The organism is Sphingomonas sp. Leaf10 (assembly GCF_001421245.1).
Lineage (GTDB): Bacteria > Pseudomonadota > Alphaproteobacteria > Sphingomonadales > Sphingomonadaceae > Sphingomonas.
On sequence record NZ_LMKE01000031.1, the window covers coordinates 48,069 to 69,032 of the forward strand.

A 20,964-nucleotide genomic window follows, 5' to 3' on the forward strand; every position below is an offset into this window, starting at 1 on the left:
CCCTCCCCGTTTCGGGGAGGATTGATGAGGTGACCATGACCTACCACCCCGGTTTCGCCAACCACATCGCCACCGAAGCCGTACCGCACGCGCTGCCGATCGGCCGCAACAGCCCACAGCATGTCCCGTTCGGCCTGTATGCCGAGCAACTGTCCGGCACCGCCTTCACCGCGCCGCGCGCCGAGAACCGGCGCTCGTGGCTTTACCGCCTCCGCCCCACCGCCAATCACGTCGCCTTCGTGCCCTATGCCGGCGCAAACCGTCTCGAAACCGCCCCGCTCGCCGGCCCGCCGCCCAGCCCCAACCGTCTGCGCTGGGACCCGCTGCCGCTGCCGACCGTACCGACCGACTGGGTCGACGGCCTCGTCACCTATGGCGCGACCGGCGACGTCGCCGCGCAAAGCGGCGTCGGCATTCACCTCTATGCCGCGAACAGCGACATGGAGCGCGCCTTCTTCTCGGCCGATGGCGAATTGCTGATCGTGCCCCAGCAGGGTGCCCTCGCGATCGACACCGAACTCGGCCGAATCGACCTCGGCCCGCTGCAGATCGCGCTGATCCCGCGCGGGGTCCGGTTCCGCATCAAACTGCGCGACGGAACGGCACGCGGCTATGTCTGCGAAAACTACGGCAGCCTCTTCCGCCTGCCCGATCTCGGCCCGATCGGCGCCAACGGACTCGCCAACCCCCGCGACTTCGAAACGCCGTCCGCCTGGTTCGAAGACCGCGACACCCCGTGCGAGGTCATCCAGAAGTTTCAGGGCGGGTTGTGGACCACCACCCTCGACCACAGCCCGTTCGACGTCGTCGCGTGGCACGGCAATTTGGCGCCGTGCCGCTACGACCTGACCCGCTTCAACACCATCAACACCGTCAGTTTCGACCATCCCGATCCGTCGATCTTCACCGTGCTGACCAGCCCCAGCGACACGCCGGGCACCGCCAATTGCGACTTCGTGATCTTCCCCCCGCGCTGGATGGTTGCCGAGGATACGTTCCGTCCGCCATGGTTCCACCGCAACGTCATGAGCGAGTTCATGGGCCTCATCACCGGCGCCTATGATGCGAAGGAGGGCGGGTTCGCGCCGGGCGGCGCGTCGCTGCACAACCAGATGAACGGCCACGGCCCCGATCAGGCAAGCTATGACAAGGCGGTCGCCGCCGACCTGAAACCGCACAAGATCGCCGACACGATGGCGTTCATGTTCGAAACCCGCCACGTCGTGAAACCCAGCCGCTGGGCAATGGCATCGCCGACCATGCAGCTCGATTACGACGACGTCTGGACCGGCTTCGCGAAGGCGCGCCTGCCCGAATGAGCGACGCCCGCGTCTTCGCCACCCCGGCGGGGGTGAAGCTTGGGGCCTTGACCGACGTCGCCGATGGCCGCGCGCGCAACTACGTGCTGCAACTGCGTGCCGGGCGGTTCCACGGCTTCGTCGTGCGGCGTGGCGAAACGGTGGTCGGCTATGTCGATCGCTGCCCGCATATGGGCCTGCCGCTCGCGCAAACGCTCGACGCTTATCTGACGCCCGATGGCAACGCGATCACCTGTAGCTGGCATGCCGCGCTGTTCAGGATCGACGATGGCAAATGCCTTGGCGGCCCCTGCCCCGGCCAGTCGCTGACGCCGTGGCCGGTAACGGTCGACAACGGCGCGATCATCACCGCGTGATTACGCCGCCACCGCTTCGGGCAGTTCGGTCAGCGTCGATCGCTGTCCCAGCCGCGCGCCATGTTCGGTCAGCCACGCATCGGCGGTCGCACGACCCAGTTCGCGCAACTGCTCCAGCTGCGACCGGCGCGTATCGCTCTTGCCGGTCGGTCCGCGCTCGGACAGCGCCGGTGCCGCCTCCATCAGATGCAGATTGGTCCGTGCCAGCGCCGTGAAATTCTCGTCGATCGGCGGCGCACGCCGTGCGATCGCCTGCACCTCGGTCAGCGCCTTCAGGTCGCGCAACAGGCAGGCGTTGAACCCGATATCGCTCATCCGCGCCATCACCTCGACCAGAGTGTCGGGTGTCTCGCGGGTGGCGAACGGCGTGATCTGTACGATCAGCATGTCGGTCTGACCATGCCCACCGAAGATCAACGGCTCCAGCGCCGGATTGGCCGAAAACCCGCCATCCCAATAGCATTCGCCATCGATCGTGACCGGTCCGAACAGCTCGGGCAGGCAGGCCGACGCCATCAGCGCGTCGAGCGTGATCTCGTCATTATGGAACAGCCGCGCCGCCCCGGTCGCAACCCGCGTTGCCGCGATCGACAGCGGGATCGCGTGCCGCGCGGTCAGCGCCGTCAGATCGAGGCTGTCACCGACCACCCGTCGCAGCGCACGCATGTCGCGCAGGCCCGGCGATAACGGTGCGATATAGCGGCTGACCAGCTTGCTCAATTCCAGCGAGCGACGCAGCAACGGCTCGAACGCCGGCATCATCCAGAAATCGGTATCGAACGCCTGCAACGGCGAATTGCGCGACACGCTGTCCCACAGCCGCGCCAGCGCGTCCTTCGCCCCCTGCCGCCCGTCGATCGCCATGCCGCTGACCAGCGCCGCGCCGTTCAGCGCGCCTGCCGACGCGCCGCTGACCGCGACGATCGACAAATCCTCCTCCAGCAGCCGTTCGAGCACGCCCCAGCCATAGGCGCCATGCGCACCACCGCCCTGCAGCGCGAGCGCAAGTCGGGGTCGATTGGATGCGGCCATGTCTATCTCCGTTGAATTCCGTATGTTGCAACGCAGCAGATACGTTTCGTATCCTATAGACAGGTTGGCAGCGTCACGATCGGCAGTCCGGTGACGATGATCGCCGCAACCCCGACCCAGCCGAGCACCACACCGATCTGGTCGGTCGGCGCGTCGCTCCGCGTCCGGTACAGCCATCCGGTCAGCGCGATGCCCGCCGCTACCCCGCCGATCCATGCGATCGACAGCACCAGCCGCTGCACACTGATCGGCCCGACCATCGTCGTCGCCCACACACCGGCACACCCGATGCCATGCAGGCCATACAGCACGCAGAACGCCACCGCCCAATGCGTCAGCCCGGCGGTCATCCTCAGCAACGCGATCATGCGAACCATCCGGGCAACGCCACGACCAGCATCGCTACCACGCCGCTGCCCGCCGCATGATCGCTCCACAATCGTACGATGCGCGGCTCGCCCTGCCGCGCCCCGCCGATAAAGCCGGCCTTCGCCCGCGCGCGCAGGAACGCCAGCATCACTCCGGCCAGCGCGGCATGGAAGATCGCATAGGCCGCCACCGTCGCCCCGGTCGCGGCATAGGCATGGGTCGCTGGTCCGGGCAGCCGCACCGCCACCAGCAGGATTATCGCCGCTACGATCGCAACCTGCCCGGCCAGTGCCCCCGCCCATCGCCCCCGACGCATCGCGACGACGGCGATCGCCGCCCCGGCCAGCGCCAGCACCAGCTCGAACGGCGCTCGCGCCACCCGCACCGGCGGCGGCCAGTCGGGCGCGACCGTCCACAAAAACGCATAGCCGAACAACAGCGAAGCAAAGAGCGTCGCGCTGGCCGACAGCGCGAACACGCTGCCCCACCAGCCGGTCGTGCCCGTAACCTCGCTTGCGATCGGCAGCATCGCTCCACCGGGTCCGGCCGGCAACGGGCCGAAATCGCGCCGCTGTCCGTTGCTCCACGCCCAGCGCCAGCCGAGAAAGACGACCGCGATCAGGAACACCGGTGCGACCGGGTAAAGCCCGAACAGCATCGACAGGAAAAACCCGCCGAGCACCGCTGCGGTCGTGATCGGCAGCCAGCTATTGGACGGCAGGATCGCGACGTGATCGGGTGCCCCGCTGACCATGTCGACGGCCATCGTCTCGCGCCAGCCATGCCGGGCATGGCCCAGCCACCCCTCGCCCCGCGCCAGTTCTACCGCTAGGTTCGGCCGGTCCTCGACCGGATCGCGCCCGGCGACGCGTGGCAGGCTGGCGAAATTATAGGCGGTGGGCGGGGTCGGCATCGCCCATTCCAGCGTCGACGCGTTCCACGGATTGCGGCGATGGAAGCGGCCGAGCCAGATCTGCAACCCGACATCGATCGCGAACAATGCGAAGCCGAACGCCATCAGGAAGCTGCCGACCGACGACAACAGGTTCAGCCACGTCCACCCCATCTCGGCCGGATAGGTATCGATCCGCCGCGGCATCCCCAGCAATCCGGTCAGGTGCATCAGGAAGAAGGTCATGTTGAAGCCGACGAAGATCAGCCAGAACGCCGCCTCGCCCAGCCGCATCACCCGCCCGCGCCCGGTGAAATGCGGCAGCCAGTAATAGGCGGCGGCCAGCATCGGGAACACGAACCCGCCGACCAGCACGTAATGCAGGTGCGCGGTCACGAACGCGGTGTCGTGCGCCTGCGCGTCGAACGGCACCACCGCCAGCATGACCCCGGTCAGCCCGCCCAGCACGAACACGATGAAGAACCCGATCAGATACAGCATCGGCAGTTTCAGCTGCGGCCGCCCCGCCCATAACGTACCGAGCCATGCGAAGATCTGCACCGCCGTCGGGATCGCGACCAAAGTCGACGCGGCGGAAAAGAAGCCCAGCGCCATGTGCGGGATGCCGGTCGTGAACATGTGGTGGACCCACAGCCCGAAGCTTAGGAACGCCAGCGCCATGACCGCTGCGACCAGCGCGCCGTACCCCAGTATCTTGGTCCGGGCCATGACCGGCAGGATCGTCGACACTGCGCCTGCGGCGGGCAAAAAGATGATGTAGACTTCGGGGTGCCCGAACAGCCAGAACAGATGCTGCCACAATAGAGGCGACCCACCCAGTTGCGGATCGTAGAACGGCCAGCCGAACGCCCGCTCGACCTCCAGCAGGATCGACCCCAGGATCAGCGGCGGGAATCCGAACAGCATCATGCCGGCGGTCGCCAGCATATACCATGCGAACAGCGGCATCTGGTCTAGCCGCATACCCGGCGCGCGCAGCTTCAGGATCGACACCGCGATCTCGATCGCCGCGCACATCGCCGAAATCTCGACGAAGGTGACGCCCAGCAACCAGACGTCGGAATTGATGCCCGGCGTATAGGTCCGCCCCGACAGCGGCGGGTACAGGAACCATCCGGCATCGGGCGCGACCCCGGCCAGCATCGCGACGATCAGGATGCTGCCGCCGAACACATAACACCACCATCCCAGCGCGGAGAGCCGTGGATAGGCGAGATCGCGGGCGCCCAGCATCTTGGGGAGCAGGTACATCGCCAGCCCTTCGAACATCGGGATGGCGAACAGGAACATCATGATGCTGCCATGCATCGTGAACAGCTGGTTATAGACCGCCGGCCCCACGAACGCGCTGTGCGGCGTGGCAAGCTGCGCCCGGATCAGCATCGCCAGCACGCCGCCGACCGCGAAGAAGAAGAACGCGCCGAGGATGAAGCGCCGCCCCATGTCCGAATGGTTGACCGATCGCAGCTGCCCGCGCAGCCCCGGTTCGGTCCGCCAGATCGCGGTCAGTTCATGATGGAGTTTTAGCGCCTTCATCGATCCTGCCCCAGCGCCGCCCAACCGGCGGCATCATGCGCGATCACCGTAAAGCCATGCTCCCGGTGGCCGGTGCCGCAATATTCGGCGCATTCGCCGCGATAGGTGCCGGGCCGCGCCGCGGCGATCCGCAACCGGTTGGTATGTCCCGGTATCGCGTCCATCTTGCCGGCCAAGCGCGGCACCCAGAAACTGTGGATGACGTCGGTCGCGGTGATGACCAGATCGACCGGGCGCCCGGCGGGGATGTGCAGCACCCCTTGCGTCACCTGCCCGCCCGGATGACGGAACGCCCACGCATAGCGCCGCGCCTCTACACCGATCGTCACGGTATCGGGCGCGGGCGTCGGCAGGATGCGCCCGCCCAGGAACAGCGCGTAGCCGAGCAGCGCCAGCAGCACCGCACTCGGCATCACCAGCCCCAGCCCGATGATCCAGCGCCGCTCGACCACCTCCCGCTTGCTGTGCCGCCGCACCATTGCCAGCGCAAGCAATGCGAAGACCAACCCCGCAAGCAGCACCGCCCCCGCCAGCATCACCCACCACAAGGTCGCGACCGATGCCGCATGCGGCCCGGCGGGATCGAGCACCGACAACGGCCCGGCGCAACCACCGGCGGCCAGCACCGTTGTCCCCCCGACGATAAAACGCCGCAGGGGGAATGCCGCATGACCGAACCGGATGCCGTGGTCGACGAACGACTGGTCGACCCGATCCGCGCCAATCCGGCGTTCCACCGCACCGAATCGAAGGTCGCGGTCGCCGGCCACCCGATCCATGCGATGCTCGTAGCCTTTCCGGTGGCGCTGACCGCCTGCACCTTCGGCGCCGATGCCATTTACTGGTGGACCGGCGACGGCTTCTGGGCGCGTGCCGCCTTGTGGGCGTCGGGAGCGGGGTTCCTGCTCGGCGTATTGGCCGGAGTTGCCGGGACCGTCGAACTGCTCGCCGTCCCCGGCATCCGTGCGCGCGCCGCCAGCTGGACGCATTTCGTGATCGCGGTCATGCTGCTCTCGATCCTCGGTGCGAACTGGGGCTATCGCCTGACCACGGGCTATGAGACGGCGGTGCTGCCCTACGGCATCCTCCTGTCGCTGTTCGCGCTCGGCTTCACCGGGTTCACCGGCTGGCATGGCGGCAAGTTGGTGTTCGAATATCAAGTCGGGGTCGCCTCCAGGGGGAGTTGACGTTCCTGCGGCGCCTTAAGCCATGCCGGGACCAGATCGGGGATCACCGGCTTGCCCAGCACCAGCGTCAGCACCACAGCCATCGTTGCCAGCGTCACGACCAGCAGCGGCTTGGACGAGGGCGGCGCATATTCGCCGCGCCGCTCGCTCATCAGCACCACGACATGGCCGGTCAGCGCGTGGACGACGACCAGCAGCCCGACCGCGACCAGCTTCGCGAACATCCACGGCTCGAACACCCCGCGCAGGAAGATCAGCGCGGTCCCCGCGGCGATGGCGATGACCGCGGCGGGCGTGACGATACGGGTATAGCCATAATGCGTGATCCGCCGCAGCCGCGCATAATCGGCCTGCCGCTCGCCCACGTCATGCTTCGACAGCACCAGCGGCAGCGCGATCAGCCCCGCGCACCACAGGATCAGCGCGGCGATATGCAGTCCCTTGACCCAGGTCAGGATCATGCCGCCGCCCGCCCGGTCGCAAAGCCCTGCCAGCGCCGCACCGCCTGCGCCGCCGCCGCGACCGCATAGGGCGCCATGCCCGGCACCCACATGATCAGCCCGGCCATCTGCTGGTCGGTTAGCGGCCCGATCCCGAACGGGAACGTCGTCGCCAGATGCGATTCGTACAGCGGCCGCCCGGCAAAGGTCAGCAGCGCGCCCAGAAATCCCATCTGCACCGCGCCACCGGCGATACCCGCCACCGCCTCCATCGCCGATGCCCGCCGGATCGACGCCCAATAGGCCCAGCTACTCGCCAGCAACGTCGCCTGCATCAGCCAATAGACACCGACATGCGCCAGCGCCGCATCGTACAGCGCCGGCAAATGCCACGCCCACAACACCGCCGTCGACAGCGGCAGCGTCACCGCCACCCGCCCACGCACCGGCCACGCCATCGCCAGCAACGGCGCGGCAACCCCAATCAGCAACAGATGATGCACCGCCCGCACCGAAAACAGCGCGACGCTCAAGGCACAGAGCGGCGAGACGAACGTGATCGCCAGCACCGCGACACCCGCCAGCCCGGCACCACGCCGCCCGACCGGCAGACGCATGGCCAAGGCCGCCGCAACCAGCAGCAGCACGATCAACACCGGATCGCCATTCCACCGCCCCAGCCAGTCACCGGCCACGGGCGCGGACCCGCAGTAACTTCGCCACCAGTCGATCATCGCCACCCTTATCGATTGGTCGGTTTTTTCCTGTCCCCGCTTGCCAACGCATCAACCGGCCGGATCGCCGCATCCGGGATACGATTTATAGGCGCGCCGCGGACCCCTCCGGCGGTCTCACCGGTTATCGACTGGGACACCGCGACGAAAGGACCATCATGCTCGAACATGTTCCGGGTTGGCTCGGCGCCCTGCTGCACAATGTCCGCGCCGGCGCGTCGAAGCTGACGATCGTCGATCCGGCGCTGGGCAGCTTCGCCAGCCTCGACCTTGCCAGCCTCGCCTTTGCCGACGGACAGCGCCTGCCCGAACGCTTCACCGCCGATGGCGAGGGATCATCGCCGCCGCTCCACTGGCGCGGCGTGCCAGCGGACGCAACCTCGTTGGCGCTGATCGTCGAAGACCCCGACGCGCCCTCGACCCAGCCGCTGGTCCACGCGATCCTGTGGGACATCGCGCCGGGCGACGGCCAGCTTGCCGAAGGCGCGATCCGCCCCGATGGCGACGGTGACGCGGTCCACGGCGATGTCGGCCGCAACAGCTATCTTCGCGAAGGCTGGCTGCCGCCCGATCCTCCCACCGGCCATGGCGAGCATCGCTACGCGTTCCAGCTCTTCGCGCTGAAGGACGCCCCGCATCTCGACCCCAATCCCGGTCGCAGCGCGGTGGTGGAGGCGATAGCGGGCCGGGTGCTGGCCGCAGGGCTGCTCACCGGCGTCTATTCGCGCGGTGAACCGGCGGAGGTAGGGCCGGTCGGAGGCGTGGTACCAATCTAGGCCGGATCGACATTCACGCGAAACGCGACGAATTGCTCCCCTCCCTGGAAGGGAGGGGATAGGCTGAATGTCGATTGGGCCTAAAATCCTCCCCGCGGAGCGGGGAGGAGCTACATCGTCAAACCGAAAACCGCTCGCGCAATTCGAGCATCGCCAGCGCCGCCTTGGCCGCCTCGCCACCCTTGTCCTTTTCGTCGCGCCGGGCGCGGGTCAGCGCCTGCGCCTCGTTCTCGACGGTCAGGATGCCGTTGCCGACCGGCACACCCTCCAGCGACAGGTTCATGATCCCGCGCGCGCTCTCGTTCGACACCACCTCGAAATGATAGGTTTCGCCGCGGATGATGACGCCCAGCGCGACGAACGCGTCATAGGTTTCGGCGGCATCGGCGATGGCGATCGCGCCGGGCACTTCCAGCGCGCCGGGAACGGTCACCGTCTCATGTTCATGTCCCGCCGCCTCGATCGCCGCCCGCGCGCCTTCCAGCAGCAAATCGTTCAGATGGTCATAGAACCGCGCCTCGACGATCAATACCTTCGCCATATCAATTCTCCGTGATCGGCCGTTCGCCGACGATCTTCAGCCCATATCCGTCGAGTCCCACCAGCGTATGGTGGGTGTTGGTCAGCAGCACCATGTCCTCGACGCCCAGTTCGTTGAGGATCATCGCGCCGACACCATAGTCGCGCAGTTCCTCCATGTCGGGCACCGGCGCACCGCTGCGCGCATGGATCGCCAGCGTCAGCCCATCGGGGCGCGGCCGGTTGATGACGACGACGACGCCAGCACCTTCCTCGCCGATGATCCGCATCGACTGTCGCAGCAGCCCGCCCCGGTCGCCGCCCTCGCCAAACAGGTCGGCGAACGGCGACAGCGCGTGCATCCTGACCAACGTCGGCTTGCCCGGATCGATCAGCCCCTTGACCAATGCGACCTGCTCGCTGCCCGTCGCCTTGTTCCAGAAGGTCATGGCGCGCCATTCGCCGCCCCATTCGCTGTCGAACACCGTCTCCGCGCGCTTTTCGACCAGATGGTCGTGACGTCGGCGATAGGCGATCAGGTCGCGGATCGTCCCGATCTTCAACCCGTGCAGCTGCGAAAAGCCGACCAGGTCGTCCATCCGCGCCATCGTCCCGTCCTCGTTCATGATCTCGCAGATCACGCCCGAGGGGTTGAGGCCGGCCAGCCGCGACACGTCGACCGCCGCCTCGGTATGGCCCGCGCGCACCAGCACGCCGCCCTCGCGCGCGACCAGCGGGAACACATGGCCCGGCGTCACGATCTCCGACGCTTCCTTCGAGGCATCGATCGCGACCGCGATCGTCCGCGCGCGATCGGCGGCGGAGATACCGGTCGTCACCCCCTCACGCGCTTCGATCGAGACGGTGAAGGCGGTTTCGTGCCGCGTGCCGTTGTTGCGCGCCATCAGGTCGAGGCCCAGCTGCTCGACCCGCGCCCTGGTCATGGCGAGGCAGATCAGCCCCCGCCCGTGCCGCGCCATGAAATTGACCGCATCGGGCGTCGCCATCTGCGCCGGGATGACCAGATCGCCTTCATTCTCGCGGTCTTCGTCGTCAACCAGGATGAACATCCGCCCGTTGCGGGCCTCGTCGATGATCTCTTCGGGGGACGACAGGAATGCGTGGCGGAGACCCGCCAGTTCAGCGTTGGCCACGGACTTGTTCCATTCGCATCAGATAACGGGCGAGCACGTCGATCTCGATATTGACCGACTGCCCTTGCGTGAGGGTCCCAAGCGTCGTGACCGCCTGGGTATGGGGGATCAGGTTGACGGTGAAGCGGGTGCCTTGTCGGTCGTCGACGACGTCGTTGACGGTCAGCGACACGCCGTCGATCGTCACCGACCCCTTGGTCGCGACGAACGGACTGAGCGCACGATCGATCGCGAACGTCACGCGCGTCGAATCGTGATCGGCGGTGACATCGACTACCTGCCCGACGCCGTCGACATGGCCGGTGACGATATGCCCGCCCAGCTCGTCGCCCAGCTTCAATGCCCGTTCGAGGTTCAGCGGACGTCCCGCGACCCATTGATCGGCGGTGCGCGACACCGTTTCGCCCGACACGTCGACCGCGAACCAGCCCGGCCCCTTCTCGACCACGGTCAGGCACACCCCCGAGCACGCGATCGACGCGCCCATGTCGATGGTGGCCGTGTCATAGGCGCAACCGATCCGTACGCGCAGGTCGCCCGGCCCGTCGATCGATTCGATGCGCCCTACGTCGCTGACTATCCCGGTGAACACGTTTCGCTCCTTCTCCCGGATCGATCGATATCTAGCCCAACCACGTCGTCGTTCCCGCGCAGGCGGGAATCCATAGCCGCTGACGGTTCGGCACTTTCCCCGTCGACAGCGTGTATGGATCCCCGCCTGCGCGGGGATGACGATCGGGCCAGCCTATCGCTCGATCCTGACGCGCTCGTAGACCTCCAACCGGTCGCTGCCAAGCATCCGGGCGTCGTACAGCCGCCAGCGCCCATGCGCCGCCGCCAGATCGGGCAGCCCGATATCGGGCAGCGTCCGCCCATGGCCGATCAGGATCGGCGCACGGTACAGCAGCAGCCGGTCGACCGCATCGGCGCGCAGGAACGCCGCCGCCGTCGCCGCCCCACCCTCGACCAGCACATGGTCGCCCGGCAGGTCGCCCAGCGCCTCGACGCCGGCGATCATCGTGAACCCGTCCAGCGCCGCGCAATCCGCCGACAGCACCACCCGCTGCGGACTACGCCCGCCCAGACCGGCCAACCGCACGTCCAGCTTCGGCCGGTCGATCTCCGCCGTGCCGCGCCCGACCAGAATCGCCTCGTGACGGCTGCGCTCCAGATGACCGTGCGCGCGCGCCTGTGGTCCGGTGATCCACTGGCTCTGCCCATCGGCACGCGACACCGCCCCGTCCAGGGACATCGCCAGTTTCAGCGTCACGAACGGCCGCCCCAGCGCGCGCCGGGTCAGAAACCCCGCCATCGCCCGCGCCGCTTCCTCGCCGCGCACGCCGGCCACCACCTCGATCCCCGCCGCCCGTAACCGGGCGATCCCCTGCCCGTTGGTCCGCGGATCGGGATCGGTCAGGCCGATCACCACGCGCGCCACGCCGCTAGCTACCAGCAAATCCGAACAGGCTGGCCCTCGCGCCGAAACATGCGCGCACGGCTCCAGCGTGACATAGGCGGTCGCCCCCCCCGCCTGGTTGCCCGCCTGTGCCAGCGCAGCGGCCTCGGCATGCGGCCGCCCGCCCGCCCGGGTCCAGCCGCGCCCGACCACCCGGCCCTCCGCCACGATCACGCATCCGACATTGGGATTGGGCGCGGTGCTCCCTCGAGTCCGCGCCGACAGCGTCAGCGCCGCGCCCATCCAGCGCGCATCGTCGGCAGGCTGGTTCAGATGCCCCAGCTTTTCAGCTTGTCGTCGATCTTCTTCCACTCGGCCTGCCGCTTGGCGCGTTCGCGTTCGAACTCGGCCTCGGCGGCTTCCTGCTTGGCCTGATCGATCTTCTGCTGCGCGATGATCTCCGCATCGGTGCGGTTCGCCGGCCAGCTTTCGACATAGATGATGTTCGGCTTGTACGCCCGTTCGAAATAGGAATCGTGGACGAACGCCCAGCCGATCACCAGCACGACGCAGATCGACGCCAGCAGGAACCACCATTCATGCTTTTCGCGGGAGCGGGCAAAATTCGCGAAATCGCGAATCGCGTGGATCGGCGAGAAGAGATGGCGGAGCTTCACGGGGGTCAAGATAGGCGTGGGGGCGTCCGATCGCCAGCCCCCGGCGCTGTGTCCCAAGAAGGATGATTCACGCGAAGGCGCGGAGACGCGAAGGGGTCGCGCCTGCGGCGACCCGATGCGCGTCAGCGGCCTCGCTCCCTTTGGCAACCAACGAAACGGTCTCCCGCTCGCGAAAGGGTTCGCCCGGAACGCACCCCCTCCGCGCCTCCGCGTGAACCAATTCTTCTAGCCTTCAGCTATCCTGCATTGTGAACCGCACCGTCATCTGCCGCCAGCTTTCGACCGCCACCCCGTCGCGCGTCGCCGGGCGGAACCGCCATTTCGATAAGGCGCGCTTCCTGGTCGCCTCGAAGAACGCGTCGCTGGTCGACCGCACCGGTTCGATCGCGCTCACCCGGCCGTTGCTGCCGACCAGCACGCGGACGACAACCACCCCGTCGCGACCGATATTACGTTCGAACGCCGGATAGTCGGGCTGGAAATCGCCGCGATAGCGCGGGTCGACGCTGGCCTCGACCAGCACCGGCAGCGGCGTCGCAACCGTTACCGGCGTGCCCGTCCCGACCCCGCTGGGCGTCGTCGGCAGCGGCACCGGCGGGGGCGGCGCGGGGGGGATCACGTCGGTGCTCTCGATCGCCGGCCCCGGCACCGGATAGGGCGCGGGCGGCACGACCGGCAACGGCGCGGGCGCGGGATCGGTGACGACCCGCTCGTCCGGCTTCACCTCATCGATCGGCGGCGGCGGCGGGTCGATCGGGATGGCTTCGGTCTCGAGCGGCTTGTCGACCGGCCCGCGCATGACGGTCGTCGCCGTCATCATCGCCAGCGCCAGCAGGCCGCCATTGATCGCAATCGCTACCCCCAAGCCCACCGGGCTCAGGCCACGTTGTCCCTGATATGCCATGCCACCGTCCCTTCGATTCGTATCTCCTGCCGTCCAGTCGGCTCGTGCGATGAGATACCCTATCGAGGGGCCTGTAAAGCTGACGTGCGCGTCAGCTCCGCAGCCGTTCGACCGCGCGCTCGCGTCCGATCAGCGGCAACAGCGCCGCCATGTCCGGCCCATGATCCATCCCCGTCAGCGCGCGGCGCAGCGGCAGGAACAGCGCCTTGCCCTTGCGCCCGGTCTCGGCCTTCAGCGCGGCGGTCAGTTCCGCCCACGGATCGCTCCATTGCAATCCGCCCGCGACCTCCGCGGCGCGGGTCAGGAACGCCCGGTCCTCATCCGCCACCGGCAGCGCCTCGACCGGCCCGGTCACCACCCGCCACCAGTCGGCGGCATCGCTTACCCGCTCCAGATTGCCGCGCACCGCGTCCCACGCCGCCGCATCCATCCCCGCCGGCAGCACGTCCGCCACCCGCTCGAACGGCAGCTGATGCACGATCCGCGCATTCACCTGCCCCAGCTCGCCCTCGTCGAACCGCGCCGGCGCCCGTCCGAACCGCCCAAAATCGAACGCCGCGATCAGCGGCGCCGGATCGACCACCGCCTCGACCGGATCACTGGTCCCCAGCCGCGCCAGCAGCGCGACGACCGTTTCCGGCTCGATGCCCTCCCCCCGGAAATGCTCGACGCCCAGCGAGCCCAGCCGCTTCGACAGCTTGCCCTCGTTCCCGACCAGCAGCGCCTCATGCGCAAAGGCCGGCGGCACCGCCCCCATCGCCCGAAACATCTGCATCTGCGTCGCGGTGTTGGAAACGTGATCCTCGCCACGCACGACATGGGTCACCCCCATATCGGCATCGTCGATGACCGACGGCAGCAGATACAGCCACGACCCGTCGGCCCGCCGCACCACCGGATCGGACAGCAGCGCCCCGTCGAAGCGCTGCGGTCCGCGCACCATATCGTCCCACTCGATCGGCTCGGCCTCCAGCCGGAAGCGCCAGTGCGGCCGCCGCCCCTCACCCTCCAGCCGCGCGCGATCGTCGTCGGTCAGCTTCAGCGCCGCGCGATCATAGACCGGCGGCAATCCCCGCCCTGCCAAAATCTTGCGCCGCAGATCGAGTTCCTCGGGCGTCTCATAGGCCGGATAGATCCGCCCGCTCGCGACCATGTCCGCAAACACCGCCTCATAGCGATCGAACCGCGCCGACTGGCGCTCCTCGCCATCGGGCACCAGCCCCAGCCACGCCAGATCGCGGCGAATTGCCTCGACGAACCGTTCCTCGCTGCGAGCACCATCGGTATCGTCGATCCTGAGCATGAACCGCCCGCCATGCTTGCGCGCAAACATCCAGTTGTGGAGCGCGGTGCGCAGATTGCCGATGTGCAGGAAGCCGGTCGGGCTAGGGGCGAAACGGGTGACGGTCATGCCCGCCCTCTCGCCCATTTGTCGCATCGGCGCAAACACGGGCGTCACATGGGTTTCACAATTCGTCCGCGCACTCTATGGCGCACCCATTCTTTTCCATCATGGATACGGGCGCACCCATGAAGCTGCTGGCGGGCAATTCGAACCTTCCCCTGTCGACCGCGATCGCGGACTATCTGGAGATTCCGCTGACCAAGGCCAGCGTGCGCCGCTTCGCCGACGAGGAAATCTTCGTCGAGGTGCTGGAGAATGTCCGCGGCGAGGACGTGTTCGTCGTTCAATCGACCAGCTACCCGGTCAACGATAATCTGATGGAAATGCTGATCATGATCGACGCGCTGAAACGCGCGTCGGCACGGCGCATCACCGCCGTCATCCCCTATTTCGGCTATGCGCGGCAGGACCGGAAGCCCGGCCCCCGCACCCCGATCTCGGCCAAGCTGGTCGCCAACATCGTGACCGAGGCCGGCGCCGACCGCGTGCTCTGCGTCGATCTCCACGCCGGACAGATCCAGGGCTTCTTCGATATCCCGACCGACAATCTCTATGCCGCGCCGGTCATGTCGGAGGATATCAAGACCCGCTTCGGCGAGCACAACCTGATGGTCGTGTCGCCCGACGTCGGCGGCGTGGTCCGCGCGCGCAGCCTCGCCAAGCGCCTCCACAACGCGCCGCTCGCCATCGTCGACAAGCGTCGCGAGCGCGCCGGCGAATCGGAAGTCATGAACATCATCGGCGACGTCGAGGGGCGCTTCTGCGTGCTGATCGACGATATCGTCGATTCGGCCGGCACGCTGTGCAACGCCGCCGCCGCCCTGAAGCAGGCCGGCGCGGTCGGCGTGGTCGCCTATTGCACCCACGGCGTCCTGTCGGGCGGCGCGGTCGCCCGGGTCGAGGCTTCGGCGCTGGAAGAACTGGTCATCACCGATTCGATCGGCAACCATGACGTGATCGCGCAGGGGAAGAAGATCCGCCACCTGACCATCGCCCCGCTGCTCGCCGAAGCGATCCGCCGCATCGCCGACGAATCGTCGGTGTCGAGCCTATTCGACTGATCCGGGCGGGGCACCGCCCCGGTCGCGTCAATGCGTGCGGAGGGCACCCTCCATCGCGCGGCGCACCGGTTGCCGCATCCCCAGCAGGAACGCAGCCTCGGCCACCACGAACAACGGCCCGATGAACAGGCTGGACAGGTCGTCGACGAAGGCGGGTTTGCGGCCTTCGAAATAATGGCCGACGAACTGCAGCGTCCACCCGATCACGAAGCTGCCCAGACCGATCGCGAGCCACAGCGCCGTTGATCCTGTCGCGATGAGGCTGCCCGCCCACGCGATCAGCGCCAGAAACACCGCCAGTACCGCGCCGAACATCAGGTCCAGCCGCAGATAGCCAACCGCCGCCACCGCCGCGACGATCATCATCGGCGTCACCGCCACCCCATCGCCCAACGAAATCGCCGGTCGCGACAGCAGCACGGCGATGGCGAACAGGATCAGCGGGATACCGATCATGTGCGTTGCGACATTATGTCCGTTGCGATGATATTCGGCATAGGCCGACAACTGCCTGACCAGACGCGACATAGACCCTCTCTTTTGGTCCGCTGTCGCCGGGCGAGTCGTCCGCCCATTACGACAGCGTCACCGCCGATCCTGTCACGTCCGACCGCTCCCGTCACCCGGCGCAGTTACGTTCTCACACAGCCGACAAAGCTGCCCCAAAATCCTCCCCGTTCACGGGGAGGGGGACCGTCCGCAGGACGGTGGAGGGGGCGGCCCCAACCACAACGCCCACACCTACTCCCCCGCCGCCACCCTCGGCACATCGACCACCTTCAACTGATACCGCCCCGGCGGCAGCAGCAACGCGACATCCTCGCCCGGTCGGATCGCCACCCGGTCCATCGGCACCGACGCATCGCTTTCCCCGACCGGCCGCGCCTCGACGATCCGCCAGCCTTTGCTCGGACGCAACGCCCTGGGGATCGACACTACCCGATCCCCCGCCGCGATACGCCACTTGGGACGCCCGCGCACGAACTGCGCCGTGGGGTGATCGACGACTAGATCGAACGTGCCCGTCGGCTGATCTGCCGGCAATTGAGCCAACCGATCTTTCGTTCTCCCGCCCCGGCACGTCGTCTGCGACACGGTCAGCGGATCGATCCCGGTCAACGCCTTCAGTCGCGTGGCCATCCATTTCTGTCCATCGGCGCGCGCCACTTCGGTCGCGTGCGAATAACCGACATGGACCAGCAGCTTGGCCTTGGGGTGCGCCGCCATATAAGCGGCAAGTTGCTCGGCCTGCGCCGTCTCCCGCCGCGTAATGCTCTCCTCCGGCGACAGCGTCGGCGTCGCAGGGTCGAATTGCTCCTCATACGCAAGGAGCCGATAGCCGAGCGCCTTCGCCTCTCGACCCAGCCGCCCGAACCCTGCTTCGGACAGATAATAACCGTCCTGATCCTCGAAGAACGGCTGATCCGGTCGCTGCTGATAGGGCGGCAGGAACTTGTCGGGCGTTCCGAGTGCAGGGTTCGATAGCGTTTCCATCGCCAACACGTCATAGCCCAACGGACGCAACGCGCGGGCAACCTCCGTCGCAAATCCGCGATGTTCGGACCGTTGATGACTCTCGTTGACGATGACCACCGACGTCTGCCGGGCGCGTGCAACAATCGTGTCGATCGGATCGCCTGCGCCTGCGATCGGCTGGCAAGCTTGCGGTTTGTAATCGCTGCTGGTCGCGGCGATCAGGTCCTCGCGACCGAACATGCTCAGCGTCTGCCCGGCCATTTCCGCGGTCAACGGCTTTGCCGGATCGATCTCGGCCAGCGACCGCAGCTTGTAATCGTCTTTCGCGATAGGCGTGGCGACCATCGTGGTCGGGGGGATTAATGTCACCCTCCCGGCGCATCCGCCCGCCAGCAAACAAAGGGTCAGGGCGAGCGGGCGGTGGCGGGCAAAGACCATACCGGAGGCTAGATCGCCGGGCCGTCGTATACCATAGCCATATGGCACCACCCCGGACCGAATCGTTCAGCCCACCCCGTCCAGCACCAGCTTTACCCCCACCACGATCATCAACACATAGATCGCGCGATAAAAGCGCTTCGCCGACACCCGCCGCACCAGCCACACCCCCGCCACCGTCGAAACGATCGCCATCGGCAGCAACACCGCCGACGTCGCCAGGTTCGCCGCCGTGAACTGCCCGAGCGCGAGATAGGCCGGCACCTTGAGCCAGTTGACCGCCGCGAAGAACAGCGCCGTCGTCCCCACCAGCACGTCGCGCGGAAGTTGGCGTGGCAACACCCATAGCTGGAACGGCGGCTGCCCGGCATGGGCGATCTGGCTGGTAAAGCCCGACGCCACCCCGAACAGCGTGCCGACCCAGCCGGGCGAGCGCCGCGCGATCGGCATTCCATGGCGTTCGGTCCACAGCCGCCACAGCCCGAACGCGATCGAAATGCCCCCGACCGCCGCCAATACCGCCGAAGGTTGCACCGCGCTCGCAAAGCGATAGCCGAGCAGGATGCCGATGCCCGCACCCGGCAGCATCCACCCGATCACCCGCCAGTCGATCGTCCGCCGGAACGCCCATACGCCGACCACGTCCTGCACGATCAGGATCGGCAACAGGATCGCCGCCGCGCGCACCGGATCGACCGCCATTGCCAGCATCGGCAGCGACAGGGCGCCCATGCCTGAAAAGCCGCCCTTGGCGAGGCCCAGCATCACCACCGCCGGCACCGCCAGCGCATAGAAGAACGGGTCGTCGATCACGGGTTCAGTCGCGCCGCTCGCCCAGCGCCTGCGCGATCCGGAACAGCGCCAGCACGCCGACCGCCAGCACCGCGACCAGCGCCAGCACGGCATAGGTCAGCACCTCCAGCCAGCGCGATACCGCGCGCGTTGCATCGGCCTGTCGCGCCGCCGCGATGCTCTGCGGCGTCTCGACGCGCGGCGCGCCGGTGGTGAACGGCGCGGGCGGAGGGGTCGATACCGGCTCGCCGGTGCGCGGATCGACGCGCTGCACGGCGCCGGTGTCAACTTCCGCGCCGGAACGCGACGTTCCGCCATCGGTCGACATGGTCGCGACCGCCCCGACCATCGCCAGCGTGGCAAAGATCGCCAGCGCCCATGACAGCGCGCGTGCCTGCCAGCCTTCGGGGGTCATGGATGCTCGACGGGGTCGCGGGTCTTGGCGGTGGCGGCCCGCACCCCCGCATTGCCGCGCCGCTTCAGTTCGGCTTTCAGATCCTCGGGCTTGGGCGCCCACAGAAACCCGAAGCTGACCGTGCCCTGCTTCGTCTCCACCGCATGGTGCAGCCGGTGGGCGGAGATGATCCGCTTCATATAGCTGGATTTGGGCAGATAGCGGTGCTGCAACCGGCGATGGACGATGATGTCGTGGAACCCGAAATAGATCGCGCCGTATGCGGCGATGCCCGCACCGATCCAGATCGTGCCCGGCCACCATCCCCATTGCACCCCGCCCAGCAGCAGGACGATCGACGGCACCGCAAAGATCGCGGCGTACAGGTCGTTCCACTCCCAATTGCCATGGCGCGGCGCATGATGGCTGGCATGCAGGAACCAGCCCGGCCCATGCATCAGCCAGCGATGCGCGACATAGGCGAACCCTTCCATGAAGATCACGGTGGCGACGAAGATCAGGATGCCGATTGCCCAGTGCATGGCGCGCATATAGCGGCTCGGGATCGACTTTGCGACGCCATACCGGCCATCGGCGCCGGTCGCGATCAACGGATTCCGCCCGCCCTTCACGACCGGTGTCCGGTAAGGCATTTGCGACGCAATTGCATTAAGATCGATTTAGGCTGGATTCGGCGGTCGGCATGTGCTCTAGGCGTGGCAACTTTGCCAATTTAACAGACACCCACCCGAGAGGCGGAAGGCGAATCCATGAACATTCACGAATATCAGGCCAAGGAACTGCTCGCGAAGTTCGGCGTGCCGGTGCCCGCCGGCTTCTCGGCAATGACCGTCGACGAAGCGGTCGAAGCATCGTCGAAGCTGCCCGGACCGCTCTATGTCGTGAAGGCGCAGATCCACGCCGGCGGCCGCGGCAAGGGTAAGTTCAAGGAACTCGGCCCCGATGCCAAGGGCGGCGTCCGCCTCGCCAAGACCGCCGACGAAGTCCGCGCGGCGGCGACCGACATGCTCGGCAACACGCTGGTCACGATCCAGACCGGTGATGCCGGCAAGCAGGTCAACCGCCTGTACGTGACCGACGGCGTCGACATCGCGAAGGAATTCTACCTCGCGCTGCTCGTCAACCGCGCGACCGGCCGCGTCTCGATGGTCGCCTCGACCGAAGGCGGCATGGACATCGAAACCGTGGCGCACGACACGCCCGAGAAGATCCATTCGATCGACATCGACACCGCGACCGGCTTCATGCCGCATCACGGCCGCGCCGTCGCCGCCGCGCTCGAACTGTCGGGCGACCTCGCCAAGCAGGCCGCCAGCGTCGCGTCGAAGCTGTATGACGCGTTCCTCGGCACCGATGCCGAGCAGATCGAGATCAACCCGCTCGCCGTCACCGACGATGGCAAGCTGGTCGTGCTCGATGCCAAGGTCGGCTTCGACGGCAACGCCATGTTCCGTCACAAGGACCTGATGGAACTGCGTGATACCACCGAAGAAGATGCGATGGAGCTGGAAGCGTCGAAGTACGACCTCGCCTACATCAAGCTCGACGGCGATATCGGCTGCATGGTCAACGGCGCCGGCCTCGCCATGGCGACGATGGACATCATCAAGCTGAACGGCATGTTCCCGGCCAACTTCCTCGACGTCGGCGGCGGCGCGAACAAGGAAAAGGTCACCGCGGCGTTCAAGATCATTCTCGCCGATCCGGCGGTGAAGGGCATCCTCGTCAACATCTTCGGCGGGATCATGAAGTGCGACATCATCGCGGAGGGCATCGTCGCCGCCGCGAAGGAAGTGAACCTGTCGGTGCCGCTGGTCGTCCGCCTCGAAGGGACGAACGTGCAGGCCGGCAAGGACATTCTCGCCAATTCGGGTCTGGCGATCGTTCCCGCCAACGACTTGGGCGATGCCGCCAAGAAGATCGTCGCGGAAGTGCAGAAGGCCGCCTGATCGCCCTCTGCCTGCGACCGATAAAGGGGTCCGGACGGAAACGTCCGGGCCCTTTTTCGTTGGGGTGGCAGGGCGATTCGCGCTAGGGTCGCCGCCTGCCGCTACGGCGTCCCGGC

At 67.1% G+C, this 20,964-nt stretch carries 24 protein-coding genes; 6 read left to right on the forward strand and 18 right to left on the reverse strand.

Going from position 1 to position 20,964, the window contains the following annotated elements; all coding sequences use genetic code 11:
- Positions 1-35: 35 nt before the first annotated feature.
- Both hmgA and ASE59_RS15505 read left to right on the forward strand, forming a co-directional pair.
- Positions 36-1,319, forward strand: a complete 1,284-nt coding sequence (gene hmgA / locus ASE59_RS15500) for a homogentisate 1,2-dioxygenase (RefSeq protein ID WP_056458276.1) — start codon at positions 36-38, stop codon at positions 1,317-1,319.
- Positions 1,316-1,675, forward strand: coding sequence for a Rieske (2Fe-2S) protein (locus tag ASE59_RS15505; protein ID WP_056458279.1), 360 nt, complete (start codon positions 1,316-1,318; stop codon positions 1,673-1,675). The genes hmgA and ASE59_RS15505 overlap by 4 nt, the downstream gene beginning before the upstream one ends.
- Here ASE59_RS15505 and ASE59_RS15510 read toward each other — a convergent pair whose 3' ends face one another.
- Genes ASE59_RS15510 through coxB form a run of 4 tightly spaced genes read right to left on the reverse strand, consistent with a single transcriptional unit; the run spans position 1,676 to position 6,151 of the window.
- Positions 1,676-2,707, reverse strand: coding sequence for a patatin-like phospholipase family protein (locus ASE59_RS15510; protein WP_056458281.1), 1,032 nt, complete (start codon positions 2,705-2,707; stop codon positions 1,676-1,678).
- A 53-nt stretch (positions 2,708-2,760) separates the two neighbouring features.
- The gene (locus tag ASE59_RS15515) at positions 2,761-3,075 is read right to left on the reverse strand and encodes a hypothetical protein (protein ID WP_056458283.1); all 315 of its coding nucleotides are present in this window, start codon (positions 3,073-3,075) and stop codon (positions 2,761-2,763) included.
- Entirely contained in the window at positions 3,072-5,525 is a 2,454-nt protein-coding gene (gene ctaD, locus ASE59_RS15520) for a cytochrome c oxidase subunit I (RefSeq protein WP_056458288.1), read from the reverse strand. Before ctaD ends, ASE59_RS15515 begins: the two co-directional genes overlap by 4 nt.
- Positions 5,522-6,151, reverse strand: coding sequence for a cytochrome c oxidase subunit II (coxB, locus tag ASE59_RS15525; protein WP_235515810.1), 630 nt, complete (start codon positions 6,149-6,151; stop codon positions 5,522-5,524). Before coxB ends, ctaD begins: the two co-directional genes overlap by 4 nt.
- A gap of 42 nt (positions 6,152-6,193) precedes the next feature.
- Between coxB and ASE59_RS20415 the strand changes: the two genes are divergently transcribed.
- Positions 6,194-6,712, forward strand: coding sequence for a DUF2231 domain-containing protein (locus tag ASE59_RS20415; RefSeq protein WP_056458681.1), 519 nt, complete (start codon positions 6,194-6,196; stop codon positions 6,710-6,712).
- Here ASE59_RS20415 and ASE59_RS15535 read toward each other — a convergent pair.
- Both ASE59_RS15535 and ASE59_RS15540 read right to left on the reverse strand, forming a co-directional pair.
- Positions 6,682-7,173: a CopD family protein gene (locus ASE59_RS15535; RefSeq protein ID WP_056458291.1), complete on the reverse strand. Its 492-nt coding sequence runs from the start codon at positions 7,171-7,173 to the stop codon at positions 6,682-6,684. The two genes, ASE59_RS20415 and ASE59_RS15535, sit on opposite strands and share 31 nt — an antisense overlap.
- Positions 7,170-7,886, reverse strand: coding sequence for a cytochrome c oxidase assembly protein (locus ASE59_RS15540; protein WP_056458293.1), 717 nt, complete (start codon positions 7,884-7,886; stop codon positions 7,170-7,172). The genes ASE59_RS15535 and ASE59_RS15540 overlap by 4 nt, the downstream gene beginning before the upstream one ends.
- Before the next feature lie 158 nt (positions 7,887-8,044).
- On the opposite strand from ASE59_RS15540, the gene ASE59_RS15545 reads away from it, so the two are divergent.
- Complete coding sequence (locus ASE59_RS15545; protein ID WP_056458297.1) at positions 8,045-8,662, forward strand: YbhB/YbcL family Raf kinase inhibitor-like protein; 618 nt, start codon at positions 8,045-8,047, stop codon at positions 8,660-8,662.
- 118 nt (positions 8,663-8,780) lie between these two features.
- Here the strand turns inward: ASE59_RS15545 and ribH are convergent, their stop codons facing one another.
- The 7 genes from ribH to ASE59_RS15580 all read right to left on the reverse strand — a co-directional run bounded on the left by ribH (position 8,781) and on the right by ASE59_RS15580 (position 14,723).
- A complete protein-coding gene (ribH, locus tag ASE59_RS15550) occupies positions 8,781-9,203 on the reverse strand; it encodes a 6,7-dimethyl-8-ribityllumazine synthase (RefSeq protein WP_056458300.1) in 423 nt (140 codons plus the stop codon).
- A gap of 1 nt (position 9,204) precedes the next feature.
- Positions 9,205-10,335 (reverse strand): 3,4-dihydroxy-2-butanone-4-phosphate synthase, encoded by a 1,131-nt coding sequence (ribB, locus tag ASE59_RS15555; RefSeq protein WP_056458303.1) that lies wholly within the window; start codon positions 10,333-10,335, stop codon positions 9,205-9,207.
- Positions 10,322-10,927 carry a riboflavin synthase gene (locus tag ASE59_RS15560; protein ID WP_056458306.1) on the reverse strand — a complete coding sequence of 202 codons (606 nt, stop codon included), beginning with the start codon at positions 10,925-10,927 and terminating at the stop codon, positions 10,322-10,324. Before ASE59_RS15560 ends, ribB begins: the two co-directional genes overlap by 14 nt.
- A 153-nt stretch (positions 10,928-11,080) precedes the next feature.
- Positions 11,081-12,034: a bifunctional diaminohydroxyphosphoribosylaminopyrimidine deaminase/5-amino-6-(5-phosphoribosylamino)uracil reductase RibD gene (ribD, locus tag ASE59_RS15565; RefSeq protein ID WP_056458309.1), complete on the reverse strand. Its 954-nt coding sequence runs from the start codon at positions 12,032-12,034 to the stop codon at positions 11,081-11,083.
- 26 nt (positions 12,035-12,060) lie between these two features.
- Entirely contained in the window at positions 12,061-12,408 is a 348-nt protein-coding gene (locus ASE59_RS15570; protein WP_056458312.1) for a hypothetical protein, read from the reverse strand.
- Between the two features lie 232 nt (positions 12,409-12,640).
- The gene (locus tag ASE59_RS15575; RefSeq protein ID WP_056458315.1) at positions 12,641-13,312 is read right to left on the reverse strand and encodes a TonB family protein; all 672 of its coding nucleotides are present in this window, start codon (positions 13,310-13,312) and stop codon (positions 12,641-12,643) included.
- 91 nt (positions 13,313-13,403) lie between these two features.
- Positions 13,404-14,723, reverse strand: a complete 1,320-nt coding sequence (locus ASE59_RS15580) for a glutamate--tRNA ligase (protein WP_056458318.1) — start codon at positions 14,721-14,723, stop codon at positions 13,404-13,406.
- A gap of 119 nt (positions 14,724-14,842) precedes the next feature.
- Between ASE59_RS15580 and ASE59_RS15585 the strand changes: the two genes are divergently transcribed.
- A complete protein-coding gene (locus ASE59_RS15585) occupies positions 14,843-15,778 on the forward strand; it encodes a ribose-phosphate pyrophosphokinase (protein ID WP_056458326.1) in 936 nt (311 codons plus the stop codon).
- A gap of 27 nt (positions 15,779-15,805) precedes the next feature.
- On the opposite strand, the gene ASE59_RS15590 is transcribed toward ASE59_RS15585, so the two are convergent.
- The 5 genes from ASE59_RS15590 to ASE59_RS15610 all read right to left on the reverse strand — a co-directional run bounded on the left by ASE59_RS15590 (position 15,806) and on the right by ASE59_RS15610 (position 19,420).
- Positions 15,806-16,306, reverse strand: a complete 501-nt coding sequence (locus ASE59_RS15590) for a DUF962 domain-containing protein (RefSeq protein ID WP_056458327.1) — start codon at positions 16,304-16,306, stop codon at positions 15,806-15,808.
- Positions 16,307-16,519: 213 nt separating this feature from the next.
- Entirely contained in the window at positions 16,520-17,599 is a 1,080-nt protein-coding gene (locus tag ASE59_RS15595; protein WP_056458329.1) for a hypothetical protein, read from the reverse strand.
- Positions 17,600-17,758: 159 nt separating this feature from the next.
- Positions 17,759-18,505: a sulfite exporter TauE/SafE family protein gene (locus tag ASE59_RS15600; protein WP_235515811.1), complete on the reverse strand. Its 747-nt coding sequence runs from the start codon at positions 18,503-18,505 to the stop codon at positions 17,759-17,761.
- A gap of 4 nt (positions 18,506-18,509) precedes the next feature.
- Positions 18,510-18,899: a hypothetical protein gene (locus tag ASE59_RS15605; protein WP_056458331.1), complete on the reverse strand. Its 390-nt coding sequence runs from the start codon at positions 18,897-18,899 to the stop codon at positions 18,510-18,512.
- Positions 18,896-19,420, reverse strand: a complete 525-nt coding sequence (locus tag ASE59_RS15610; RefSeq protein WP_056458687.1) for a sterol desaturase family protein — start codon at positions 19,418-19,420, stop codon at positions 18,896-18,898. The genes ASE59_RS15605 and ASE59_RS15610 overlap by 4 nt, the downstream gene beginning before the upstream one ends.
- A gap of 228 nt (positions 19,421-19,648) precedes the next feature.
- Between ASE59_RS15610 and sucC the strand changes: the two genes are divergently transcribed.
- Entirely contained in the window at positions 19,649-20,848 is a 1,200-nt protein-coding gene (gene sucC, locus ASE59_RS15615; RefSeq protein WP_056458333.1) for an ADP-forming succinate--CoA ligase subunit beta, read from the forward strand.
- The last annotated feature ends 116 nt before the right edge of the window (positions 20,849-20,964 follow it).